Source organism: Bacillus sp. DJP31 (assembly GCF_049310945.1).
Classification (GTDB): Bacteria; Bacillota; Bacilli; order Bacillales; family SA4; genus Bacillus_BS.
The window spans coordinates 15,969-38,360 of sequence record NZ_JBMERO010000002.1 but is presented as its reverse complement, the minus strand read 5'-3'; the positions used below and the strand labels follow the sequence as shown (position 1 = coordinate 38,360).

Here is a 22,392-nt window from a genome sequence, read left to right as displayed (position 1 = left end):
TTAATTTTCCTTAAAATATTGGTCAACCCATAGTTTAGCTTCTTGCCAATTGTTAACCCTAACCACTTTCAATGGAACAGGATCCTGATTATAGGGGGTATTAAATAAGATAACAGGTATGTCACATTCTACACTAATGTCACAAGCATTATCATGTTTATCTTCAAAGAACACTTCGATTTCATGACGTTTTACAGCTTCCAATTTATCATGTTTACCTATTAACTCGATATGATGAAAGGGAACCTGGTTGTTCAAAAACCATTCTTCTGTAATGTCAAAATGATCATTATGACGTGCACTGATGAAAGATAAATCGTGTACCTTAGCCCAATTTGACAAAACATCCATTACATGTTCATCCACGACTTTGGCATCCTTATATATTAAAAGCTCATTCTCCTTCATCCATTTCGAAAATTCATCATTGGAAATTCCAATGATGGCTGATAGATCATAAACAGTAAGGTCACTCAAGGTTAAATTTAGTTGAAAAGACTTATTTAAGTAAGGAATAAAGGAAGTGGGACATGTAATGGTCCCATCAATATCTATACCAAGTTTTCTTTTTTGCATGTTAATCAAAACCCTCCTACTTCATTAACATAAGTGTACCACATTATTTCTAAACATTCTGTTCATCGTTTCAACCATTCCTTTGAAAATTTTAACACCTATAAATTCCCGGTTAAATCTCATACTAAGAAGGCTCCTTAACTAAGGAAAGCGAGGGATTCTACAATGGAAAATGGTTATAACCGTGACAAAGAGCTAATCACTAAAAAAGTAGAAGTTAAAAAGTATGAGCTTAATCGTAATGCACCCACTGTAGATGCTTATACAAACGAGGATTATGCTGTAGAGTTTGCTCCTAGTGCAAGCACAAGCAGTGATAACAGGAGTTACGATAGTGAATTAAATGCTACAACATCTACTAAGGACCAAAACGAAAGCAACTATGGTATTCCAAATGAACAATATGAAGCAGAATTTACTCCAAAGCAAATCAGTTCCAATTACAAAACTGAAAGTGCTACTAGTGCTACTGTTTCTAAACAAAACAAAAGTACAAATCTAAACGAAGAATATACAGCAGAAGTTGCCCCTAAGATCGTTGATTTCAACATTAGTGGTAGTGAAGCTACTACCAACAATACTGCTAGCAGTAATTTCTCTACTAGTGCATTCAATGCTAGTTCGGAGACTACAAAGCAGAATGAGGAATATGCTGCAGAAGTTGCACCGAATATTATTGATTTTAATCGTCGTGATAGCGATAAAGAAACAATCTCACGTAATGCGAGCACTAGTATAGCTAATAAACGTGAATTTAGTACGAGTGAAGCAAACGTAGATGATGTGACAAGTGGACGAGGAATTGGTGGGTTAGCGTTAGCGTTATCCATCCTTTCATTATTCGTACTACCTATTGTATTGGGAGCTGCTGGGATTATCATTGGCTTCATTGCACGAAGACGAGGAGCAACAAAACTCGGTGCATGGGCAATTGGTATAGGAGCTATTTCAATCATTGTCGGAATGTTTATCTTACCGTTCTTTTAAGTTTGAAAAAAGCTTGACACCTATTTAGGTGTCAAGCTTTTCGCTTTTTCTTGCTCTGCAATTTTTTCTGCAGCAATTTTATCGATTTCTTTCTTCAATTCTTCAACCATTATTGCTTCAGGTACTTTACGAATAATTTCACCGTGACGGAAAAGAAGTCCTTCTTTACGAGCTCCAGCTATCCCTATATCAGCTTCTCTTGCTTCACCTGGACCGTTTACAGCACAGCCTAACACAGCTACCTTGATTGGAGCTTTGATCGTCGAGATATACTCTTCAATCTCATTAGCTATACTTATTAGGTCTATTTCAATACGACCACAAGTTGGACATGAGATCAAGGTAGCAGCGTTTGAAATAAGTCCAAAGGATTTTAACAGCTCTCTAGCTACTTTTACTTCTTCAACAGGATCAGCACTTAAAGAAACCCGAACGGTATTACCAATTCCCTTACTAATAATCGCTCCAAGACCAGCAGCACTTTTAACTGTTCCGGCAAATAGCGTTCCGGATTCTGTAATTCCTAAATGAAGAGGATAATCAAAAGCTTTAGCTGCTTTTTCATACGCTTCAATGGCTAATTGAACATCTGAGGCTTTCATTGACACGATAATATCATGAAAATCTAATTCCTCAAGAATTTTTATATGATGTAGTGCACTTTCAACCATTCCATCAGCAGTAGGATAACCATATTTATCAATAATTTTCTTTTCAAGTGATCCTGCATTCACACCAATTCGGATCGGAATCCCCTTTGCCTTAGCGGCCTTTACGACAGCCTCTACTTTTTCGCGGCGACCAATGTTTCCTGGGTTAATCCGAATTTTATCGGCTCCAGATTCAATGGCTATTAGTGCGAGTTTATAATCAAAATGTATATCAACAACAAGAGGGATGGATATTCTTTTCTTAATTTCCGCAATGGCATATGCTGCTCGCTCGTCTGGGCATGCAACACGAACGATTTGACAGCCAGCTTCCTCTAGACGTTTAATTTCCGCAACTGTTGCTTCAACATCATGAGTTTTGGTCGTTGTCATACTTTGAATGATGAGTTCATTACTACCGCCAATTGTCAAATTGCCAACCTTGACAGGGCGTGTTTTCGTACGATGTACAAGTTCACCCACGATTAGATCGCTCCTTTTGGTCATGAAATTTGCATAACCATTTTTAGGACTAATATATTCTTTCTTAGTCTAGTCTATTGTAACAATCTAATTGAAAAAATAACAAGTAGTTTGAATGAGTTACTACTTATATACAGGTAATTTATAGGTTTTGCCAATTTGGATCTTTTCTGGTAAGGTTCCGTTATTCAGCTTCTGAAAGTCTTTGATGACTGTAGAGATAGATATAGGAAGGCTGCCTTGTTGGTGCCGTTCAATTAACGATAATACAGTATCACCAGGCTTTACAATTACTTCAACAATTGATTGATCATTATTCTGATGTTGTTTTTTTCCTTCTTTTTCAGCGTTATTTTTTTCATCTGTTGCAGCTACAGCTTTAGTAAGGGGTAAGGTTCCTGTTTTTAAATCATAAAAAATACTAAACACAACTAGGAGTACGACAAGTAATATAGAAAGCTTTTTCATAAAAGCACACCTCTTTTAATCATCTTTATAAGAAGCTATGCTTGTCCAATGCTAATATTCCTTATTTTCAGAAAAAAAATTCCATAACTATCAGGAAACTTTTCTAGTTTTCAAACGTATAAAGAATATAACTATTATTTGGGAGTGGGGAAGATGGACTTTTTATTAATTCCTTCGGTTGGATTTTTAGTGTTACTTCTTGGGACTCTTTTTCTTGTTGGAGAAATGCTTGTAAGGACAAAGGGTGTGCTAGGAGTAATAGGGTTAGCACTTGTTACAAGCTACTTTGTCTTTCATATTTCTAGTGAAAATATTTTCTGGATATTGTTTTTATATATTTCTGGGTTACTTTTTGTCTTTATTGATGGAAAATTTATAAACGATGGAACGATAGCCGTCATTGGTTTGATTATGATGATTACAGCCGTCATCATCCCTGCACCTACGATAATTTATGGGGTTGTTTCTGCTTTTGGACTGCTTATGGGTGCTGCTCTTGCGCCTTTGCTTTTAAAGAAATTTCCGAGCCGAAAAATGTGGTCTAAAATGGCCTTAAAGGATCGTTTAACATCTGAAGAGGGTTATAATTCTGTGAACAGCACTTTTCCTGCATTAGTTGGCGAGAAAGGGAAAGCTATTACGCCTTTTCGTCCAGTCGGCACTATTGAGATCAATGGAAAACACTTTAGTGCGGTAACGGATGGAGAATGGGTGGATAGTGGAGTTGATATCATAGTCGTTAAAGTAGATGGAACAAAGATAGTCATAAAAAAGGTTGGGGAATAGCTCAACTTTGCCAATTAGAAACTAACTCACTTGTCATATAGAAGATATTAGTATAAACAATACTGATTATCCCACTAGCTCAGAATAAGTAGTCGTGTTGGTGTTTTTCTTTAAGAGTCTGTTCAAAAAGGAGGACAAAAAGAGCAAAGAAGTTCGAGGAAGCGAAGTCTTGAGCACCGGAGCGTATGTTTTGTATACGTGAGGAGCGGAGAGACGAGCTGACGAAGAAATTTGAAGCTATTTTTGCCGGACTTTTTGAACACCCTCTTTAAGCTCTTTCTCTAAAAAGTGGTCAAGCAACCCTTAAATAAATGAGTTGATTGGAACAGTTGGTGCTCGGGCACCTGCTTAGAGCAGTGGGACAGGTGAGACTCAACACAAGGCGTTCTCTCGGCCGAGGAGGCTCACCGCCCACCCCGGGGAATGGTGCATCCTCTCGTTACAATCAACCCCTATTCTAAAAAGCAACAAAGTTTTTCGAAAACAGATTTTCTATAGAAAATCCCAAATAGACACATATTTGACCTTTTCTTAAAAACAATTGGTGTCGGGGAATTTCGTTCTGAGTTAAAGGGATAATCATAAAAAAATAAAAAAACGAGAACTAGAAAGTTCTCGAAGTTTAGTGCATTATTTCTTTCCCGGAATCTCTCGCAAGGCTAAATAAAGAATGGTCAATGAAACAAACCAATAGACAAAATATGAAGAAATAACGTTGATTTTCAGTAGGGTCATCATTGTTAAAAATGTTAAAGAAAGAGTGATGGAATAAGCACTAATCACCCATAATCTTCGGTAGGGAAGATGCTTGGATATGAGTCTACATATTGAAAGTCCGAAAAGGGCAAACAATGAAATTTCAACAAATTTTATACTAGCAGCAAGCAGGAAGGTTGTAATAATAAAAAGGATAATAATAATGGGTAACACATCTTCTACAGAATTGAGAAAATCTAAAAGATTCTCTTTTGTTATGGTTAGATCACTCAATAGATCGTATGGTATGCTTTGGACGTAGCCGTTAGAATAATAAGCAAATTCATCTAAAAAAAATCCATAGCTTTTGTCGTAATCTTCAAGGTCATCTGCTGACAGCTTACCAGTAGAATCAAACAGTATGATGGTATCACCATATTCATATTTTTCTGGGACAGTAATTGACGAGGTTAGCTTGCCTTGGTCAATTGTGAAATCGGGTAGGGTGGAAAGTGCGATTTCGTTAATACTACCAACAACCTCTGTTATTTCTTTACTGCCGTATATGGCAGAAGGAACAATGGAGAGTAATGACAAGAAAAACACATATAAAATTGTTTTTCCTATGGATTGAAATCGTAGCTTAACTATATCCTTAGGTGAATAAAGGCTTTTATACCATTGTTTGAATAAATTCATGAAAGTTTGCCTCCTTAGTACTTTGTAGTACACGAATTCATTTTATAGTAAGCATGATTATATAAACAAGGAAAATGAGGGACTTTGATGGAAATACTTTATTGGATATTCGTTATTATTTTATTTATAGGGGCATTTATTGGGTTGGTTTATCCAATTATCCCAAGTATGCTGCTCCTACTCTTAGGATTTATCGTTTATGGATTTCTTTTCAGTTTTGAAGAATTAAGTGTTTGGTTCTGGATCATACAAGGGCTATTTGTTGCTTTACTTCTACTCGCAGATTACTTAGGAAATCTAATTGGAGTTAAAAAATTTGGTGGTTCAAAGGCTGCTGCTTGGGGAAGTACAATTGGATTGCTTGTAGGTCCTTTTGTTATACCATTTGCTGGAATCATACTCGGCCCATTTATTGGTGCAATAGCAGCAGAGATATTAGTAGAGAAAAAGGACTTCAAACAAGCTGTAAAAGTAGGGATTGGTTCCGTTATTGGATTCTTAAGTAGCACAATTGTAAAGTTGATTATCCAAATTATTATGATCATTTATTTCTTTATTGTTATTCTATAAAGTTTCAAATCTAATCAGATATTTCGTAAATGAGTTGGATATACTATTTTGGGTGCGAATCTAATTAATTGAAAGAATCGGTTTATTTTGGTAATGTTAGTATCAGGAAGAACATCACTCAATCGATGTTTAAAGTTACTACATAATAGGAGGAAAATAGATTATGGCGAAATTTGAATTACCAGAACTACCTTATGCATATGATGCTCTTGAGCCTCATATTGACAAGGAAACCATGAACATTCATCACACAAAGCATCACAATGCTTATATTACAAATGTTAATAATGCATTAGAAGGTAATGAGGAACTTTTAAGCCTAAGCATTGAAGACCTTATTGCTGATTTAAATTCAATTCCTGAAAACGTTCGCACTGCTGTAAGAAATAATGGTGGAGGACATGCTAACCATAGCTTATTCTGGACGATTCTTTCTCCAAACGGTGGTGGGGAACCAACTGGTGACCTAGCAACGGCTATTAATGATAAATTTGGTAGCTATGACGGGTTAAAAGAAACGTTTGCAACTGCAGCTACTACAAGATTTGGTTCGGGTTGGGCATGGTTAGTTGTAAGTGATGGTGAGCTTGAAGTCATGAGCACACCTAACCAAGATTCACCACTAATGGAAGATAAGACACCAATATTAGGACTAGATGTATGGGAGCATGCCTACTACCTAAATTATCAAAATCGTCGACCTGATTACATCTCTTCATTTTGGAATGTTATTAATTGGGAAGAAGTTACAAAGAGATATACAGCAGCTAAGTAAACTACATACAAAAAGACGACATACCAGTGTATGTCGTCTTTTTGTATGTGTAAAACAGACCACTATAGAATAAGGTATGTCTATTGACAATGTTCCAAGGAATGATTGACACTGTAACAACTGCCTGATATTTGCTTGCAAATCTTTTTAACATCAGCTGCAGATTGACTTAATTCATCAATAGTTCGGAAGTTTCCCGCCTTATTTGTAATAACAGCAATGGATAAAGTAACAAGTGGAATATCTTCTTCAATTCCAGAACGATTTTTTGTTCGGACAAATCCTCTTTCAAAATCTTCTCTAGAATAAAAATCCTTAATAGAAGCATTGAAATCAGATAAAACTCGTTCACAAATTTCTTCGTAATCATAGTGAGGAATGATGGAAATGAAGTCATCTCCTCCAATATGACCAACAAATGAATGTTTACCGTTTCGAGAAATAATTGAAGCGGTTTCTCGAAGAAGAGCGTCACCTTTGTTAAAGCCGTATGTATCATTAAAAGCCTTGAAATTATCCAGATCCATGTATAGGACAGAGTATTCACTTTCTGTTAAGACATTGGTCATTTTTTCTTCAATTAAATTATTCCCAGGTAATCCAGATAGTGGATTTGTATATTTAGCGACTTCAACCTGAACCTCAGCAAATTTAATAAGTAGTGTTTTGATGCTAACGATGCCAAAGAAATATTGTTCCTTGCTGACAATTACGTAATCATATAAATGGTCTTGTCCGCGATCCATTGCCCGCTTACTTATTTCTGTTATGGGTATAAAGTAATCAACAATTAATGGCTTCTTGTCCATTATTAGTTCTACAGACCTACCCATAAATAAATCTAAGCCGTACCGAAGTGCTAGTTTTTTGTAAAACATTGACTTCATAATTAAGCCCACTGGATGTTGTTGGCTAGTAACAACAATAATCCCTTCTATATTAGGGTTATGTTCAAAGATGGTATGTGCATCTGTTCCAAGGGAATCAGCGTATATGGTTGGAATCATTTCGGCAATTTCTCCGATATAGGTTAGCATAACATTACTCCCTACTACTATTTCCGATACTAATACTTTCTTACTATATATATATTACTGTATTTTAGTGGAAGTTGATATTAATTGTTTGTAAATTTTAGTCTCTACAGATTATGATTTTCTTACATATCTCTATCCTTTTGAGGGAAAATACATTTCATACAAAGGGGAGTAAGGCTATGAAGATGAAAAAAATAATCGGTGACGTAGAAATTAATAGAGATTTAATCCTGTTATTAAGTATTGGAGGCCTTTACTCTTTAAGTATCGGTCTATCTAATACATTTGTAAATGTCTATCTGTGGAAACAAACAGGAGAGTTTCTTGATATAGGAATTTACAATTTATCGATCGTTATTTTTCAACCTCTAACATTTATACTAGCTGGACGATGGGCAAAAAAAATTGACCGTGTCATTGTATTACGACTAGGTGTTTCATCATTAGCAATATTCTTCGTAACTGTTTTGGTTATCGGAGAGGCTGCTTCACAGTATTTAGTTCTGTTAGGAGCTTTACTAGGTGTTGGTTATGGATTTTATTGGTTAGCCTTTAACGTTTTAACCTTCGAGATAACAGAACCAGAAACGAGAGATTTTTTTAATGGATTTTTAGGACTTCTCACTTCATTCGCCGGAATGATTGGACCAATCCTTGCCGGATATATTATATCTAGTATGGAAAGGTTTGCAGGCTACAAAGTAATTTTCACTGTTTCTCTAGTACTATTTGCGGGTGCTGTAGTGCTAAGTATGTTTTTAAAACGAAGACCTTCTAGCGGAACCTTTCAATTTATTCGAATTATAAAGGAGAGAAAAAACAATCGTAATTGGAGGATGATTACAAATGCTCATTTTTTTCAAGGTTTAAGAGAGGGCACTTTTATCTTTGTTATTTCCGTTTTCGTTTTTATAACAACAAATAGTGAACTAGCCTTAGGGAAATTTGGATTAATAAATTCTGTTGTTGCCTTTGTCTGCTACTATATGACAACAAGATTAATTAAAGAAAAGTATAGAAAAAAGTCGATCCTAGTTGGAGGCCTTCTATTATATGCGGCCATTTTTTTAATTATATTTGATTTAACGTATGCAGGGTTACTTACATATGCCGTTGTAATCGCCATAGCGTATCCGCTTTTATTAATTCCATATATGTCATTAACTTATGATGTAATAGGTCAGAGCTGGAATGCTGCGAAAATGAGAATTGAATATATTGTTGTCCGTGAACTCTTTTTAAACGGTGGAAGAATTGTATCTGTAATATGCTTCTTACTTGCAGTTGGTATTTTTAACGAGAAAAAAAGTATTCCCATCCTTTTATGTTTCCTAGGTGGTGGACATGCCTTTATTTACTTATTCGTTCGTCATATTGAAATAAATAAGCAAGATCGTGAAAAAAGTAGATACTCATCTACTGTCTCACAAAGGAAGGTAACGGACGGAGAGGGTGGGACAACAGTTTGATTGTAGTTTGGTTTTTATGTAAGCATACTAAAGTATGAAAAAAAACGATGGCTACTAATACTATGTATGAGCTAAAATATTTAGATGGTTACAAATTCATACAAATTCCTGCACGAATTTACAAAAGCTTTACATTAGGTTAAAACAAGGTTAACACTAAAAGCTTATTCTAAATCTCGTAGGACAAAACAACAACCAACTTTAGGGGGAATTAAGGAATGAAAAGCTTAAAAAACTTACTATTGCTTTTAGTAATGGCAACTCTTGTAGTATTCGCTGCAGCATGTGGTGGAGCAGAAGAAACAAAAGAACCAGCTGAAACTGAAACTGAAGGTGAAACTACTGAAGGTAATGAAGAAGCAGCGAAAGAACTAGAAGGTAGTGTTGTAATCGACGGATCTGGTACAGTATATCCTTTCATGGCTAAAATGGCTGAGAACTACATGACAAGCGCTCAAGAAGGCGTTTCTGTTGAAGTAAGCCGTGCAGGAACTTCTGCTGGTTTCAAAAAATTCCTAATTGAAGATGGTACTGATTATAACAATGCTTCTCGTCAAATTAAAGACGAAGAGAAAGCTACTGCTGAAGAATTAGGACTTGAAGTTCAAGAAATGAAAGTTGCATTAGACGGATTAACATTCGTTATTAATAAAGATAATGAATGGGCTCAGGAATTGACTCAACAAGAAATCATCGACATCTTCCTTGCAAGTGCGGGTAAGAAAAAATGGTCTGATGTTCGCGCTGACTTCCCAGCTGAAGAAATCAAAACGTATGGTCCAAATGAAAACCACGGTACTTACGAGTTTTTCTTTGAAAACATTCTTGATGAGCAAGCTTTAGTTGAAGGTGCTAACCTACAACAAGAATACTCAACTTTAGTTGATTTAGTTTCTAAAGACAAGAACGCTATAGCATTCTTTGGTTATGGTTACTATGCTAACAACGATGATAAGTTAACTGCTGTAAAGGTTGACTTTGGTAAGGGTGCAATTGCGCCATCACTTGAAACTATTGCTGAAGATGGTGACTATGCTCCATTTACTCGCCCTGTATTTACTTACCTAAATGTAGGTATGGCGAAGGAAAAGCCACAAGTTTTAGATTATGCTATCTATACTATGGAAAATGCTAAAGAAGTTGCTGCTGAAACTGGATTCGCTCCACTATCTGATGCAGACATTCAAACTTCACTTGACTTCTTAAACGGATTAAAGTAATTTCTTATAGGAAGCTAAATTTATTCAAGAAGATGAGAAGTAGTAACTTCTCATCTTCTTATGTGTTTTTTTGAATGATTTTATGGTTCATCTTACATAATAAATAAGGATGAAGGGGGTTTTAAAGATGGATAAAAAGAATGAAAAAGAGAAAAAGTTAAATATCCGTGAACTAATAGAAGAGAGAAAAAGTTCCGTAAATGTAGGAACAGTAACGGAAAAATTAATACCAGGATTTTTATTTGCTATTGCTATTATTTCAATTTTGACTACATTAGGTATATTAATTACACTTTTAAGTGAAACAATCATCTTTTTTAAAGAAGTCCCTATCTTAGATTTCTTTACAGGAACAAAATTAAAGCCACTTGGTGATGAAGCTACTTTTGGTGTATTACCACTATTAACAGGCACAATTATTTCGTCTATCATTGCGATGACTGTTGCTATTCCTATAGGTGTAATGACAGCGATTTTCTTAAGTGAATATGCATCTGAAAAACTTAGAAAAACGTTAAAGCCACTTCTCGAAATACTCGCTGGTATTCCGACGATTGTATATGGCTTCTTTGCATTTACGTTCGTTACCCCTATACTAAGAACATTTATCCCTGCTTTAGAACCTACTAATATCCTCAGTCCAGGTATCGTAATGGGAATCATGATTATTCCTATGGTAGCCTCTCTTTCTGAAGATGCAATGAGCTCTGTTCCAAATGCAATGAGAGAGGGAGCATTAGCCCTTGGTTCCACTAAGCTTGAGGTAACTTGGAAAGTCGTGATTCCTGCTGCTATTTCAGGAATTATTGCTTCATTTGTGCTTGGTATTTCTCGTGCAATAGGAGAAACAATGATTGTGACGATCGCAAGTGGAAGCTCAAAGAATTTCACATTTGATGTCACTCAATCGATGCAAACGATGACTGCCTATATTGTAGAAGTAACGGGTGGAGATGCACCTGCTGGTTCTACCTTGTATTACAGCTTATATGCTGTTGCCATGACATTGTTTGTTTTTACTTTAATTATGAACCTTATTGCACAATATATCTCTCGTAGAGTAAGGGAGGAATATTAATTATGAAGTATGTTGATGTTACTCAAGTGCAAAAAAAAATGGGTACAAGATTATTTGCTAATAATCTTGCGAAAACGTTATTCTTTTTGGCCACTTTATTTGGATTAGTTATTTTAGTTATTCTCATTTACCGAGTTGTGTCACAAAGTTGGGGCTGGATTGATACAGACTTTATCTTTAATAAATTATCTACCGACCCAGAAAAGGCCGGGATTATGGGGGCCTTACTTGGTACCTTTTGGCTCATGCTTGTTGTCGCTCCAGTGACCATGTTTTTAGGTGTTGGTACGGCGATTTATTTAGAGGAATACGCTAAAAAGGGTCGACTTCAGTCATTTATACAAACCAATATATCAAACCTTGCAGGTGTTCCATCAGTCGTATTTGGAATACTGGGATTGACTATCTTTGTAAGAAATCTTGATTTAGGTTCTATTGTTTTGGCGGGTGGTTTAACCATGTCGTTACTTGTTCTTCCTGTAGTTGTGGTTGCAAGCCAAGAAGCAATTCGTGCAGTTCCACAATTTTTAAGAGAAGCTTCATACGGTATGGGTGCTACAAGATGGCAAACCATTAAGAATATTGTGTTACCTGCATCCATTCCTGGTATATTAACCGGGGTTATTTTAGCCTTATCACGTGCTATAGGTGAAACCGCCCCACTAGTTGTTATAGGTATACCAGCATTACTTATCCCTCTACCCGACGGGATCTTAGATAAGTTTACAATATTACCTATGCAAATATATTATTGGACGATTGACTCTGCACTTGTGGATGAATATGCAAACCTTGCTGCAGCTACGATCGTTATTTTATTGTTAGTCCTGTTTTTGATGAACTCCATTGCAGTCATTATTAGAAATAAATTTCAGAGAAGATTTTAATTTTTGGGGGTTTTTGAACTATGACAGTCCTGTCTAATAGTGAAAAGAGAAAAATTGATGTGGTGGCTAAGGGGAATAGTTCTGAAACCGCTAAAATAAATAAGACAATCGTGTATGATACGAAAGACCTTAACCTTTGGTACGGTGAGGATCAAGCGTTGAAAAACATTAACCTTTCTATAGCTGAAAATGAAGTCACTGCAATCATTGGACCATCAGGTTGTGGTAAATCAACTTATATTAAAACGTTAAACAGAATGGTCGAGCTCATTCCAGTTGTACGTATCTCTGGAGAAATTTTATATAGAGAGAAAAGTATCCTCGATAAATCATTTAAGGTAGAAGATTTAAGAACAAGAGTAGGAATGGTATTTCAAAAACCAAATCCATTTCCAAAGTCCATATATGAAAATATTTCGTATGGCCCTAGAATTCATGGAATTCGTAACAAAAAAGTGTTGGATGAAATTGTAGAACAGAGTCTTCGTGGGGCGGCCATATGGGGAGAAGTTAAAGATCGTCTTCATGAAAATGCATATGGTTTATCAGGTGGACAACAGCAACGACTTTGCATTGCGCGTTGCCTAGCTATTGAGCCAGATGTCATTCTAATGGATGAACCTACTTCTGCATTAGACCCGATTTCAACATTAAAAATAGAAGAGCTAATTCAAGAATTAAAGAAGAGTTATAGTATTATTATTGTTACACATAATATGCAGCAAGCAGCACGTATCTCTGACAAAACTGCTTTCTTTCTAAATGGAGAAGTAGTAGAATTTGGAGCAACAGATAACATCTTCTCAAATCCAAATGATAAGAGAACAGAGGATTACATCACAGGTAGATTTGGTTAATTATTCCAATAATTAAGGACAGGTGATCCTATTGACAGTTCGTGAAAAATTTCAAGTTGATTTAAATAAGTTAAGAGAAATGCTTTTAGAGTTAGGTAAACTCACAGAAGTAGCCCTTGAAGCAGCAATGGCATCCTTATTAGACAAAGATATAGAAAAAGCACTTGTCGTTATTGAGAATGATAATAAAATTGATAAGCTTGAAGAAGAAATCAATGATTTTGCTATCCTATTAATTGCTAAGCAATCACCAGTTGCCACGGATTTACGTAGAATTATGGCAGCATTAAAAATAGCAGCAGATTTAGAACGTATGGCAGATCATGCAGTTAATATTGCAAAAGCAACAATCCGTATTGGATCAGAAGCATTTATTAAGCCATTAGAAGATATTCCAAAAATGCATCGACTAGCTTTAGAAATGCTAAGGGATTCATTAAAAGCGTATAATGAACAAGATTTAATACTTGCTAAAAAAATCTCTGAATTAGACGACAAAGTAGATGAGATGTACGGGGAAATTATTAAAGAGCTACTTTCTATGATGCCAAAGCATCCTGAACAAATTGCCCAAATTACTCAGCTTGCATTTGTTACTAGATACATTGAACGAACAGCTGATCATGCAACAAATATTTCTGAGAATATCTTTTACTTAGTTAAAGGACAACATTACGATTTAAATGCGTAATAAAAAAAACCTTAGTCTATTTATGACTAAGGTTTTTTTACATGTATGTATTTAAATGACAGAAAAACATCCGAACCGCTTCAGATTGTGAAAAATTGGAGTCCAACTACCCTTTTTTAGTAATAATTTTTGCGATTTCTTCAAGTGTCATTTCACTCTTTACTTCAAATATACCAATTTGTATGGAACTTTCCCAATCCATGGTTTGTAAGTATTCTTCTAACTGTTTTGCACTTTCAATAATATTTGCATTTTCCAATTCTTCACTTACATCAGGACTATTCATACCTTCTTTAATCTCTAATCTATAGCCATAAGATATAGCTTTTTGCTGTTCTTTAGTCTCATTTAATTGGCTAGATTCATCTTCCAATTTAGTGTAGTCTTCCTTCGTTTGTTTAAGTGAATTATATTCATTTAACGTAATGACTGTCTGACCTTTACTCTTAAGATAAGTTGAAACAGCTTGATCACTGAGTTTTTGCTGCTCTTCTAGATATTTTTCATCCTTAAACGGATTTAAATAAAGGGTAAATATAGATGTTATTAAAATAATACCGATTGAAAGACCACGTAAAAAACTCTTACTCATATTTAATTTAACCTCTCATTATTTAGTTTCCATTACTTCTTAAAGGTTTTTTGTAAATCATCGTCCTGGAATAATAGTTCTTCTTCAAGAATCTTGATTCTTTTGTTCATTTGATAACTTTCCTGTATGGTCATTAAAGATAGTTGTTCTAACTGTTCTTCTAAATCTTTTACTTTATCTCGTTTAAAAAAGGATAAAATTAATAAGAGAATCGCAAACGAGAATAATCCAATAATAACAAACTCCATGATTTCACCTCGTACTTCTTTTTCCAAAAGATATCTCTTTCATTTATACCATATCCGAAGAGAAAACTAAACTTGAAGCACAACTGTCCTATAACCAACTTTACAAAACCTTTACTTTTCAAGGATTAACAATTGATATAATGGTATAAGAAAACGTAAGAAGGTGAGAAGGTATGAGAGATCGGATAGTAACTTATATAGAGATTTTGAAAGTCTCAACACTATTAGGTCTTACTTCATTTGGTGGGCCTATTGCTCATCTAGGTTACTTTAGAAATGAATATGTTGAAAAGAGAAAATGGCTCAATGAAGGAGCATATGCACAATTAGTTGCAATTTGTCAGTTTCTTCCTGGTCCTGCAAGCAGCCAAGTGGGATTCGGGATTGGCGTAATTCGGGGAGGAATAGTAGGTGGATTCATTTCTTGGATAGGATTTACTCTCCCATCTATCCTAGTGTTGCTTCTATTTGGTGTGTATTTTTCACATATACCTGAAAGTTTATCCAAAGGTATATTTGCCCTTAAGCTAGTGGCTGTAGCTGTGGTCCTGCAAGCAATAATGGGGATGTGGAAGAATATCACAGATAATCGAAGTAAAAAGACAATTGCTATACTCACGGCCGTTCTTATAAGCATCTGGCCATTTGTTGCATCTCAAGTGATCGTTGTCATTTCATCTGCTGTAGTAGGGATGTATCTATTTCGTAAACAAAACGAAGGAGTCAGTAAACTTCATTTCCCTATTTCAAAAACAGTAGCCTTCATTTCCTTAGCCTTGTTCTTCCTATTACTTGGCATACTGCCTATCTTAACAACAATATTTGAACAAGGTTGGCTAACGATTGCAGATATATATTATCGTTCAGGCTCACTCGTTTTTGGTGGTGGGCATGTGGTTTTACCTTTATTGGAACGAGAAGTTGTACCGTCAGGTTTTGTAACGAAAGATGAATTTCTGTCAGGATACGGATTGGCACAAGCAGTTCCAGGGCCTCTATTTACTTTTGCAAGCTTTCTTGGAGCCGTTCAAGGGGGAATCTTTGGATCTGTTGTAGCAACTATTGCTATTTTTCTTCCAGCCTTTTTATTAGTCATTGGAACAATCCCATTTTGGAATGTAATCTCATCAAGTCAAAAACTTCAAGGTGCGGTTACGGGTGTAAATTCAGCTGTAGTAGGTATATTAATCGCTGCTTTTTATGACCCAGTCTTTACGAGTGCTGTGAACGAGCCTTTATCATTTGCTATTGCTCTTCTATTCTTTTTTCTTCTCACCTATTGGAAAGTAGCACCTTTGCTGATTGTCGTTGTTACTTTTATTCTTGGGTTAATCCTATATTAGTTGTATAGTTCGGTTGTAAACTCCTAAAACTAGTTGTGAATTCTAAGGAGGAGGACTAACATGGACGAAGACAAAAATATAATTGAAGCAAACAACAAAATTTCAAATAAAACGAAAGTTCATTCGGAAAGTAATGTCTATGATACAAGTGCAAGCCGAGCCAATTCATTAATTAATGAAGATTTCTATCACAAAGAAAGAAGTCGAACGGGTATATCCCCAGCCTTACTTTTAGTTAATGCACCGTTAGTTGATACAGATGATCTCTATCTTAAACAAAATGAAGAGCGTTGAATTCGCTCTTTTTTTGTTTTTTTTTGTAGTATCTGCGTTGAAAATAATGTCTAATTCTGTAAAGAAAACGTTTTCAAAAATTTAATATTTACTAAACCTTATGTCCCATCTAATCCCGCATAATACGACAAAATGTGTTTATTGTGAGAGTTTGAAACGAATGTTAAGATGAACAAAAGCAATAGAAAAGGCATATAACACTCATGTGAGAGCATAGACTAAAAGTTTGGGGTGGAATGCATGATACAGGAGATCATTAATCTAAGAAATGAAGGATTAAGCTTTAGAGAGATTGCCAAGGAAATGGAGACAACGGTTGGAAAAATTCATTACCGTTGGAGTAAGCATATAAAAGAGACTGAGGGCAATAACGAAGATCAACATGAGATGGAAGATCAACCTCACAAACTGTCTCAGTATCTGGACAAGCCTTCATCCTATAATTTAGATATGATGTGTGCAATGGTCAAAAATGCAACGACTATTTATACATATTGGGAGCTATCATCTATTAAAAAAAGCTTCTTAGAGCATCATTTTGGTCAAGAATGGAGTTTTCTACCTAAATTTTTAAAAGTATATGATGTTACTTCCCTTGTATTTAATGGGCAAAATGCTCACTTTGAATGTGAAATTCCATTACCTGAAATGATAAACAATTGGTTTATTACAGAACTTGAACCAAATCGAACATATATCGCTGATCTTGGAATTAAAACAGATCAAGGAGCATTTTTTACTATTCTTCGTTCAAATTCCATTGAAACGCCTCGGAACTCGCCTAACCAAGTGGGGATGTTTTCAGAGAATGTGTATAAATGGAAGACAGGCTTAGTGTCAAGCCCAAGCTGGCTGGAGAATTTTTCTACCTATTCTTATTATGAAAAAATCAAATAATTGAGGGTGAATATTATGAATTCTATGTATGTGAACTTTGTTCTTCATGCTCATCTGCCTTATGTAAGACACCGAGAAGCGAATCGATTAGAGGAAAGATGGCTCTACGAAGCGATTACAGAAAGCTACATACCATTACTATGGAATTTGGAAAAAGAGAATCAACAGCAAAAATGGACGATATCATTTTCACCACCACTAATGGAAATGCTAGCTGATCCCTTGGTACAAAGAAGATATTTGCATTTTTTAGATAAAACGGATGCACTCATACAGAAGGAAAAGGCAAGTGTAACAGATCCAAAAGAAAAAGTCGTTATACAATTCTACGAAGATCGATACGAGAAAATTAGAGAAACATTTTTAAAATATGATCAGAACATTTTAGAAGGTTACAAACATTTCTTTAAAAAGGGAATGATTGAATGTATCACTTCTTCTGCGACCCATACCTTTTTACCGTATTTACAAACCGAACAAGGCGTCAGAATGCAAATTAAGCAAGGTATCTCATGTTTTGAAGAACATTTCGGTGTGAAACCAAAAGGAATTTGGTTACCTGAATGCGCCTATACTCCAGGGGTAGATTTAATTCTTTATCGTGAAGGGATACAGTATACCTTTGTGGACGAGCATTCCTTAAACTTTGCTGATCCGATACCTACAAAGGGTGTAGGGGCTCCTGTTTACTCTCCACATGGAATCGCCCTATTTGCAAGAAATCAAAAAATATCTAATAAAATTTGGAGTTCATCAGAAGGATATCCAGGCGATCGTGACTACCGTGAATTTTACAGGGATCTAGCTTATGAAAGAGATTGGGATTATATTCAATCTTTTGTTCACCCAGATGGGATCAGAATTGACACGGGTTTAAAATATCATCGCATAACAGGTGATACTGAATGGAAAGAGATCTATGTTCCTGAATGGGCAAACCAAAAAACGGTTGAGCATGCTAGGGATTTTAGAGCAACCTTAGAGGAACAGCTAAACCAGTTTGGTGGACAAAGTTTTCCTCCTCATATTGTAACCTTACCTTTTGATGCGGAATTGTTTGGACATTGGTGGTTTGAAGGACCTGCATGGTTTAGCGAAGTACTTGCTACTCCAAACAACCAAATAGAAGCGATCACTCCAAGTGAGTATCTCGCACGACATTATCAAGATTTAGAAACAGCTCATGTCACATTCTCAACATGGGGACGTGAAGGGTATGGGGACGTTTGGTTAAATGAGCGGAATGAATGGATGTATCGTCACTTGCATTGGATGGAAAAAAAATTAGTCGAATTATACTCAACGACGGACCTATCGAACCCACTAATTCAACGCACCATTCAGCAATTATGTCGAGACTGGATGCTAGCTACTAGTAGTGATTGGGCATTTATTTTAGACAACCAAAGTGCTAGCCAATATGCCGCTAATCGATGTAATGAACATATCGAGCGTTTTGTATCTGTCTTAGAGCAACTCGAAAAAGGGAATATAACAGAGGAACTGTTAATGAGTCTAGAATCAGACTATCCTTTTATGTTAAATATTGATCTCTCACCGCTTCATTCTGAACATGATCAATATATTGAGAAGCTTCCTCTAGCTTCTAACTCTCTAAAAATATTGATGCTAACTTGGGAATATCCTCCAAGAATTATCGGAGGCCTAGCTCGTCACGTTTTTGAATTGTCCAAAGCCCTTGCTAAACTAGGGCACGAGGTGTATGTGATTACAGCGAAGGAAGACCAAGAAAGTGCATTATATGAAATGTTAGAAGGGGTACATGTATATAGAGTGAATAGCTATCAGCCGGGAGTGCAGGATTTTCTCCATTGGATTGGAAGTCTAAACCTGAGCATTGTAGAGCAGGCATTAGAACTTTCAAAAAAGATAAACTTCGACATCATTCATGCGCATGATTGGTTAGTTGAAAGCTCTGCAATCACATTAAAACAACACTTTACTATTCCGTTATTAGCTACCATACATGCAACAGAGCACGGAAGGAATCAAGGGATTTATACAGATTTGCAAACAAGTATACAAGAGAGTGAACTTCGGTTAATTCGAGAAGCAACCTCTATACTCATTTGCAGTGAATATATGAAAAATGAGATTATGGAGTTGGACCCATTATCCCATGCAAAGTTAGTGGTCATTCCAAATGGGGTAGATCACACGTACTTTAACCCGTCTTCATGCGCAAATCAAGGCTGGATAGAATCCGTTCCTGACCATCACCATATTGTTTTTTCGATTGGAAGAATGGTGCCAGAAAAAGGATTTCAAACATTAATTGAAGCGGCACCTTTAGTGCTAAAAAAGCATTCGAATGTTACGTTTATTATTGCCGGTAAAGGTCCGTTAGAAAAGAAATATCAGGATGAAATTCATTCGAGAGGATTAGGTGACCATATTCACCTAATCGGCTTTGTACACGATGATGAACGGAATGAACTATTGAGAAGCTGTGACATTGCCGTTTTTCCAAGTCTTTATGAGCCGTTTGGCATTGCCGCACTAGAAGCGATGATTGCAAAAAAACCAGTTGTGGTATCACATACGGGTGGACTCACTAGCTTTGTGAAAAATGGAGTGACAGGGTTAACCGTTGCACCTGGGTCATCTAAAGAGCTTTCCAAGGCCATCATTGCGCTTTTAACCAATCCAGCATTGTCCAGAAAAATCGCTGAAAATGGACAAAAGACAGCTATTGAAGAATACAATTGGGATTGTATTGGTGAAAAAACAGCACAATATTACCAAGTGCTTTTACATGAACAGCACACACCACTTGAGTTGAAAAAATAGCTTTACTACATTCGATGAAGCTCGTTTTTTATTGTTTTTTAATTACGGTAAAATTGGACTGGCATTTCTTAATTAAAAATGCTATCATAGTAAAGTCTGATTGAATGTAATGAAAGTTTGGAGGGATATATAATGCGCGTTACTGTTACTCTAGCATGTACAGAGACTGGCGATCGTAACTATATTACGAAGAAAAATAAGCGTAACAATCCAGAACGTATTGAGCTTAAGAAATACAGCTCAAGACTAAAGAGAGTTACTCTTCACCGTGAAACAAAATAATGTTCACAAAACATAGCCGTAGACCTTTATAATTGAAGGTTTGCGGCTATTTTGATTTAGCAAGAAAATGGCTTTTCTTTTGAAATTAATAGAGGTTTGATTATATACTTTAATTACTATAATTTTTTTGCCGGTAACTGAGAAAGGAGTTTGTAATAAAATGAAATACATAATCGGTATCATTGTTTCTTTGGTCCTATTAACAGTCATCGGATATGGTGTGTATCAGGTGGGTACTGGGTATGTTGCTGACCAAGTGATAGCTCAGGTCTATGCGGAGTTAGAAAATAGTGGTGAGATAGATCTCATCTTAGAAGAGGTGAAAAATAATCCTGAATTACAGCAATTCTTAGAGGATGAAACTCTTTCAAATGCAGAGAATCTTCCTTTTAATACAAAAGAAGAAGCAACCAAGGTGTTGTTAAAGAAATTCACATTAAGTGAAATAAAAGACATGCAGTCTATGATTTCTAATGGATTAACTTCAAAGGAAGAAGCTGAGCTCCTTCTTACCGTTCAATCAAAGCTCACAGAAGAAGAATTACTTGCGTTAAAAGTGATTACCATTAAAGATATGTATCAATAAACCTTTGGGGTGTTGTTATATGAGTAAAACAAAAAAAGAACTCCGACTGGACATGAAAAAACGACTTCAATCATTCTCTGAAAATGAAGTGACAAAATTCTCAAAGCAAATTGCAGACACTTTATATTCAACGGAAAGCTGGAAAAACTCCCATCTTATCGGCATCACAATCTCCCGAGGCAATGAGATAGAAACGAGGGAAATCATTGAACGAGCTTGGCAAGAAGGGAAAGAAGTAGCTGTTCCAAAGTGTTTGCCTGAAGAAAAGAAGATGGTCTTCAAAAGAATTACTACCTTTAATCAATTAGAAACGGTTTATTTTGGTTTGCTGGAACCTATTGTTTCAAAAACAAAGTCAGTTGACCCTCAAAAGATTGATTTATTGATCGTACCGGGCGTCTGCTTTACTGAAAAAGGGTATCGAATTGGATATGGTGGGGGTTACTTTGACCGTTATTTAGAGGGGTATCAAGAACAAACAATTTCTTTACTGTTTGAATGTCAGCTTTTACCCAAGCTTCCTATTGAGTCGTTTGATGTACCTGTACAAATAATTATCACGGAAAAAAGGATTATTGATTGCCTTGAATAATACTCTACTTTTTATACTAATTCTTGTTTTCGTTTTTTTAGGATTTAAAGTAAGAAGTTTGACCTTTAGCGGTGCAATATCTGCATGTATAATTGCGATTTTCATCACAATTGGACTACATATAGAAGGAATTATTCTACTCGGAATCTTCTTTGCTACATCAAGTTTTTGGAGTAAATATAAAGGGAAGCAGAAAAAGACGATGGAGGATATAGTAGAAAAAGGTGATCAAAGAGATTACGCTCAAGTTCTAGCAAATGGATCTTTGCCAGCACTCTTTAGTTTATTATATTGGCTTTTTCCTTCTGACTATTGGCTCCTTTCTTTTTGTATCTCTATTGCAGCAGCCAATGCAGATACTTGGGCATCCGAGATTGGGAGCTTAAGTAAAAAGTTACCTATTCATGTGCTAACTTTAAAAATTGTGCCAGCCGGAACATCTGGTGCCATTTCCATTCTTGGTAGCATCGCAACTTTATTTGGTGCTCTTATAATCGCTTTATCTTCCTATATTTTATTTGACCAGCTTACCCTTCAAACTGTATTAATCATAACAGCAGTAGGTTCACTAGGCTCTTTGGTTGACACCATCATTGGTGCGACCATTCAAGCGAAATATAAGTGTGCCAAATGTCATGTACTAACAGAGAAATTAAAGCATTGCCATGATGACACAAAGTTAGTGAGTGGAAAGGCATGGATGAACAATGATAAAACAAACTTTTTATCTATAATGATCGCTACTTTAATCGGCCTACTAATAAATTTGTTGTTGAACATTTCCAATGGATAAGATTGAGCCCTCTGTTGCACATTAG

The 22,392-nt window shown here is 35.8% G+C and carries 25 protein-coding genes; 18 read left to right on the top strand and 7 right to left on the bottom strand.

Annotation, left to right across the window (positions count from 1 at the left end; genetic code table 11):
- Nucleotides 1-576: a hypothetical protein gene (locus ACOI1C_RS02605; RefSeq protein ID WP_422507724.1), complete on the bottom strand. Its 576-nt coding sequence runs from the start codon at nt 574-576 to the stop codon at nt 1-3.
- A 672-nt stretch (nt 577-1,248) separates the two neighbouring features.
- On the opposite strand from ACOI1C_RS02605, the gene ACOI1C_RS02600 reads away from it, so the two are divergent.
- Nucleotides 1,249-1,563, top strand: coding sequence for a hypothetical protein (locus ACOI1C_RS02600; RefSeq protein ID WP_422508155.1), 315 nt, complete (start codon nt 1,249-1,251; stop codon nt 1,561-1,563).
- Between the two features lie 20 nt (nt 1,564-1,583).
- On the opposite strand, the gene ispG is transcribed toward ACOI1C_RS02600, so the two are convergent.
- On the bottom strand, nt 1,584-2,720 hold the full coding sequence (gene ispG / locus ACOI1C_RS02595; protein WP_422507722.1) for a flavodoxin-dependent (E)-4-hydroxy-3-methylbut-2-enyl-diphosphate synthase: 1,137 nt from the start codon (nt 2,718-2,720) through the stop codon (nt 1,584-1,586).
- Nucleotides 2,721-2,819: 99 nt separating this feature from the next.
- Entirely contained in the window at nt 2,820-3,164 is a 345-nt protein-coding gene (locus tag ACOI1C_RS02590; RefSeq protein ID WP_422507720.1) for a LysM peptidoglycan-binding domain-containing protein, read from the bottom strand.
- Nucleotides 3,165-3,317: 153 nt separating this feature from the next.
- Between ACOI1C_RS02590 and ACOI1C_RS02585 the strand changes: the two genes are divergently transcribed.
- Entirely contained in the window at nt 3,318-3,950 is a 633-nt protein-coding gene (locus tag ACOI1C_RS02585) for an NfeD family protein (protein ID WP_422507718.1), read from the top strand.
- A gap of 630 nt (nt 3,951-4,580) precedes the next feature.
- Here the strand turns inward: ACOI1C_RS02585 and ACOI1C_RS02580 are convergent.
- Nucleotides 4,581-5,345 carry a DUF1189 domain-containing protein gene (locus ACOI1C_RS02580; protein ID WP_422507716.1) on the bottom strand — a complete coding sequence of 255 codons (765 nt, stop codon included), beginning with the start codon at nt 5,343-5,345 and terminating at the stop codon, nt 4,581-4,583.
- Between the two features lie 87 nt (nt 5,346-5,432).
- On the opposite strand from ACOI1C_RS02580, the gene ACOI1C_RS02575 reads away from it, so the two are divergent.
- Complete coding sequence (locus tag ACOI1C_RS02575; protein ID WP_422507714.1) at nt 5,433-5,915, top strand: DUF456 domain-containing protein; 483 nt, start codon at nt 5,433-5,435, stop codon at nt 5,913-5,915.
- A gap of 163 nt (nt 5,916-6,078) precedes the next feature.
- Nucleotides 6,079-6,690 (top strand): superoxide dismutase, encoded by a 612-nt coding sequence (locus ACOI1C_RS02570; RefSeq protein WP_422507712.1) that lies wholly within the window; start codon nt 6,079-6,081, stop codon nt 6,688-6,690.
- Between the two features lie 80 nt (nt 6,691-6,770).
- Here ACOI1C_RS02570 and ACOI1C_RS02565 read toward each other — a convergent pair whose 3' ends face one another.
- The gene (locus tag ACOI1C_RS02565) at nt 6,771-7,727 is read right to left on the bottom strand and encodes a GGDEF domain-containing protein (RefSeq protein WP_422507710.1); all 957 of its coding nucleotides are present in this window, start codon (nt 7,725-7,727) and stop codon (nt 6,771-6,773) included.
- A gap of 179 nt (nt 7,728-7,906) precedes the next feature.
- Here ACOI1C_RS02565 and ACOI1C_RS02560 point away from each other — a divergent pair, with 179 nt between their 5' ends.
- The 6 genes from ACOI1C_RS02560 to phoU all read left to right on the top strand — a co-directional run bounded on the left by ACOI1C_RS02560 (nt 7,907) and on the right by phoU (nt 13,929).
- Nucleotides 7,907-9,196 carry an MFS transporter gene (locus tag ACOI1C_RS02560; RefSeq protein ID WP_422507708.1) on the top strand — a complete coding sequence of 430 codons (1,290 nt, stop codon included), beginning with the start codon at nt 7,907-7,909 and terminating at the stop codon, nt 9,194-9,196.
- Between the two features lie 218 nt (nt 9,197-9,414).
- Nucleotides 9,415-10,416, top strand: coding sequence for a PstS family phosphate ABC transporter substrate-binding protein (locus ACOI1C_RS02555; protein WP_422507706.1), 1,002 nt, complete (start codon nt 9,415-9,417; stop codon nt 10,414-10,416).
- 127 nt (nt 10,417-10,543) lie between these two features.
- Entirely contained in the window at nt 10,544-11,494 is a 951-nt protein-coding gene (gene pstC, locus ACOI1C_RS02550) for a phosphate ABC transporter permease subunit PstC (RefSeq protein ID WP_422507704.1), read from the top strand.
- A gap of 2 nt (nt 11,495-11,496) precedes the next feature.
- Complete coding sequence (gene pstA, locus ACOI1C_RS02545) at nt 11,497-12,381, top strand: phosphate ABC transporter permease PstA (protein ID WP_422507702.1); 885 nt, start codon at nt 11,497-11,499, stop codon at nt 12,379-12,381.
- Nucleotides 12,382-12,401: 20 nt separating this feature from the next.
- Nucleotides 12,402-13,238, top strand: coding sequence for a phosphate ABC transporter ATP-binding protein PstB (gene pstB, locus ACOI1C_RS02540; protein WP_422507700.1), 837 nt, complete (start codon nt 12,402-12,404; stop codon nt 13,236-13,238).
- 31 nt (nt 13,239-13,269) lie between these two features.
- Nucleotides 13,270-13,929 (top strand): phosphate signaling complex protein PhoU, encoded by a 660-nt coding sequence (gene phoU / locus ACOI1C_RS02535; RefSeq protein ID WP_422507698.1) that lies wholly within the window; start codon nt 13,270-13,272, stop codon nt 13,927-13,929.
- Nucleotides 13,930-14,035: 106 nt separating this feature from the next.
- Here phoU and ACOI1C_RS02530 read toward each other — a convergent pair whose 3' ends face one another.
- Entirely contained in the window at nt 14,036-14,521 is a 486-nt protein-coding gene (locus ACOI1C_RS02530) for a hypothetical protein (RefSeq protein WP_422507696.1), read from the bottom strand.
- Nucleotides 14,522-14,553: 32 nt separating this feature from the next.
- Nucleotides 14,554-14,796, bottom strand: a complete 243-nt coding sequence (locus ACOI1C_RS02525; protein WP_422507694.1) for a hypothetical protein — start codon at nt 14,794-14,796, stop codon at nt 14,554-14,556.
- A gap of 146 nt (nt 14,797-14,942) precedes the next feature.
- Between ACOI1C_RS02525 and chrA the strand changes: the two genes are divergently transcribed.
- The 8 genes from chrA (at nt 14,943) to ACOI1C_RS02485 (ending at nt 22,367) form a co-directional block, all read left to right on the top strand.
- Nucleotides 14,943-16,112, top strand: a complete 1,170-nt coding sequence (chrA, locus tag ACOI1C_RS02520) for a chromate efflux transporter (RefSeq protein WP_422507692.1) — start codon at nt 14,943-14,945, stop codon at nt 16,110-16,112.
- Nucleotides 16,113-16,172: 60 nt separating this feature from the next.
- Nucleotides 16,173-16,406, top strand: coding sequence for a hypothetical protein (locus ACOI1C_RS02515; RefSeq protein WP_422507690.1), 234 nt, complete (start codon nt 16,173-16,175; stop codon nt 16,404-16,406).
- 240 nt (nt 16,407-16,646) lie between these two features.
- Nucleotides 16,647-17,303, top strand: a complete 657-nt coding sequence (locus tag ACOI1C_RS02510) for a DUF4912 domain-containing protein (protein WP_422507688.1) — start codon at nt 16,647-16,649, stop codon at nt 17,301-17,303.
- Nucleotides 17,304-17,318: 15 nt separating this feature from the next.
- On the top strand, nt 17,319-20,114 hold the full coding sequence (locus ACOI1C_RS02505) for a 1,4-alpha-glucan branching protein domain-containing protein (protein WP_422507686.1): 2,796 nt from the start codon (nt 17,319-17,321) through the stop codon (nt 20,112-20,114).
- A 132-nt stretch (nt 20,115-20,246) separates the two neighbouring features.
- Entirely contained in the window at nt 20,247-20,396 is a 150-nt protein-coding gene (rpmG, locus tag ACOI1C_RS02500; protein WP_422507684.1) for a 50S ribosomal protein L33, read from the top strand.
- A gap of 160 nt (nt 20,397-20,556) precedes the next feature.
- Entirely contained in the window at nt 20,557-20,982 is a 426-nt protein-coding gene (locus ACOI1C_RS02495) for a hypothetical protein (protein ID WP_422507682.1), read from the top strand.
- 19 nt (nt 20,983-21,001) lie between these two features.
- Entirely contained in the window at nt 21,002-21,574 is a 573-nt protein-coding gene (locus ACOI1C_RS02490) for a 5-formyltetrahydrofolate cyclo-ligase (protein ID WP_422507680.1), read from the top strand.
- The gene (locus ACOI1C_RS02485; protein WP_422507678.1) at nt 21,567-22,367 is read left to right on the top strand and encodes a DUF92 domain-containing protein; all 801 of its coding nucleotides are present in this window, start codon (nt 21,567-21,569) and stop codon (nt 22,365-22,367) included. Before ACOI1C_RS02490 ends, ACOI1C_RS02485 begins: the two co-directional genes overlap by 8 nt.
- Nucleotides 22,368-22,392: the final 25 nt, after the last annotated feature.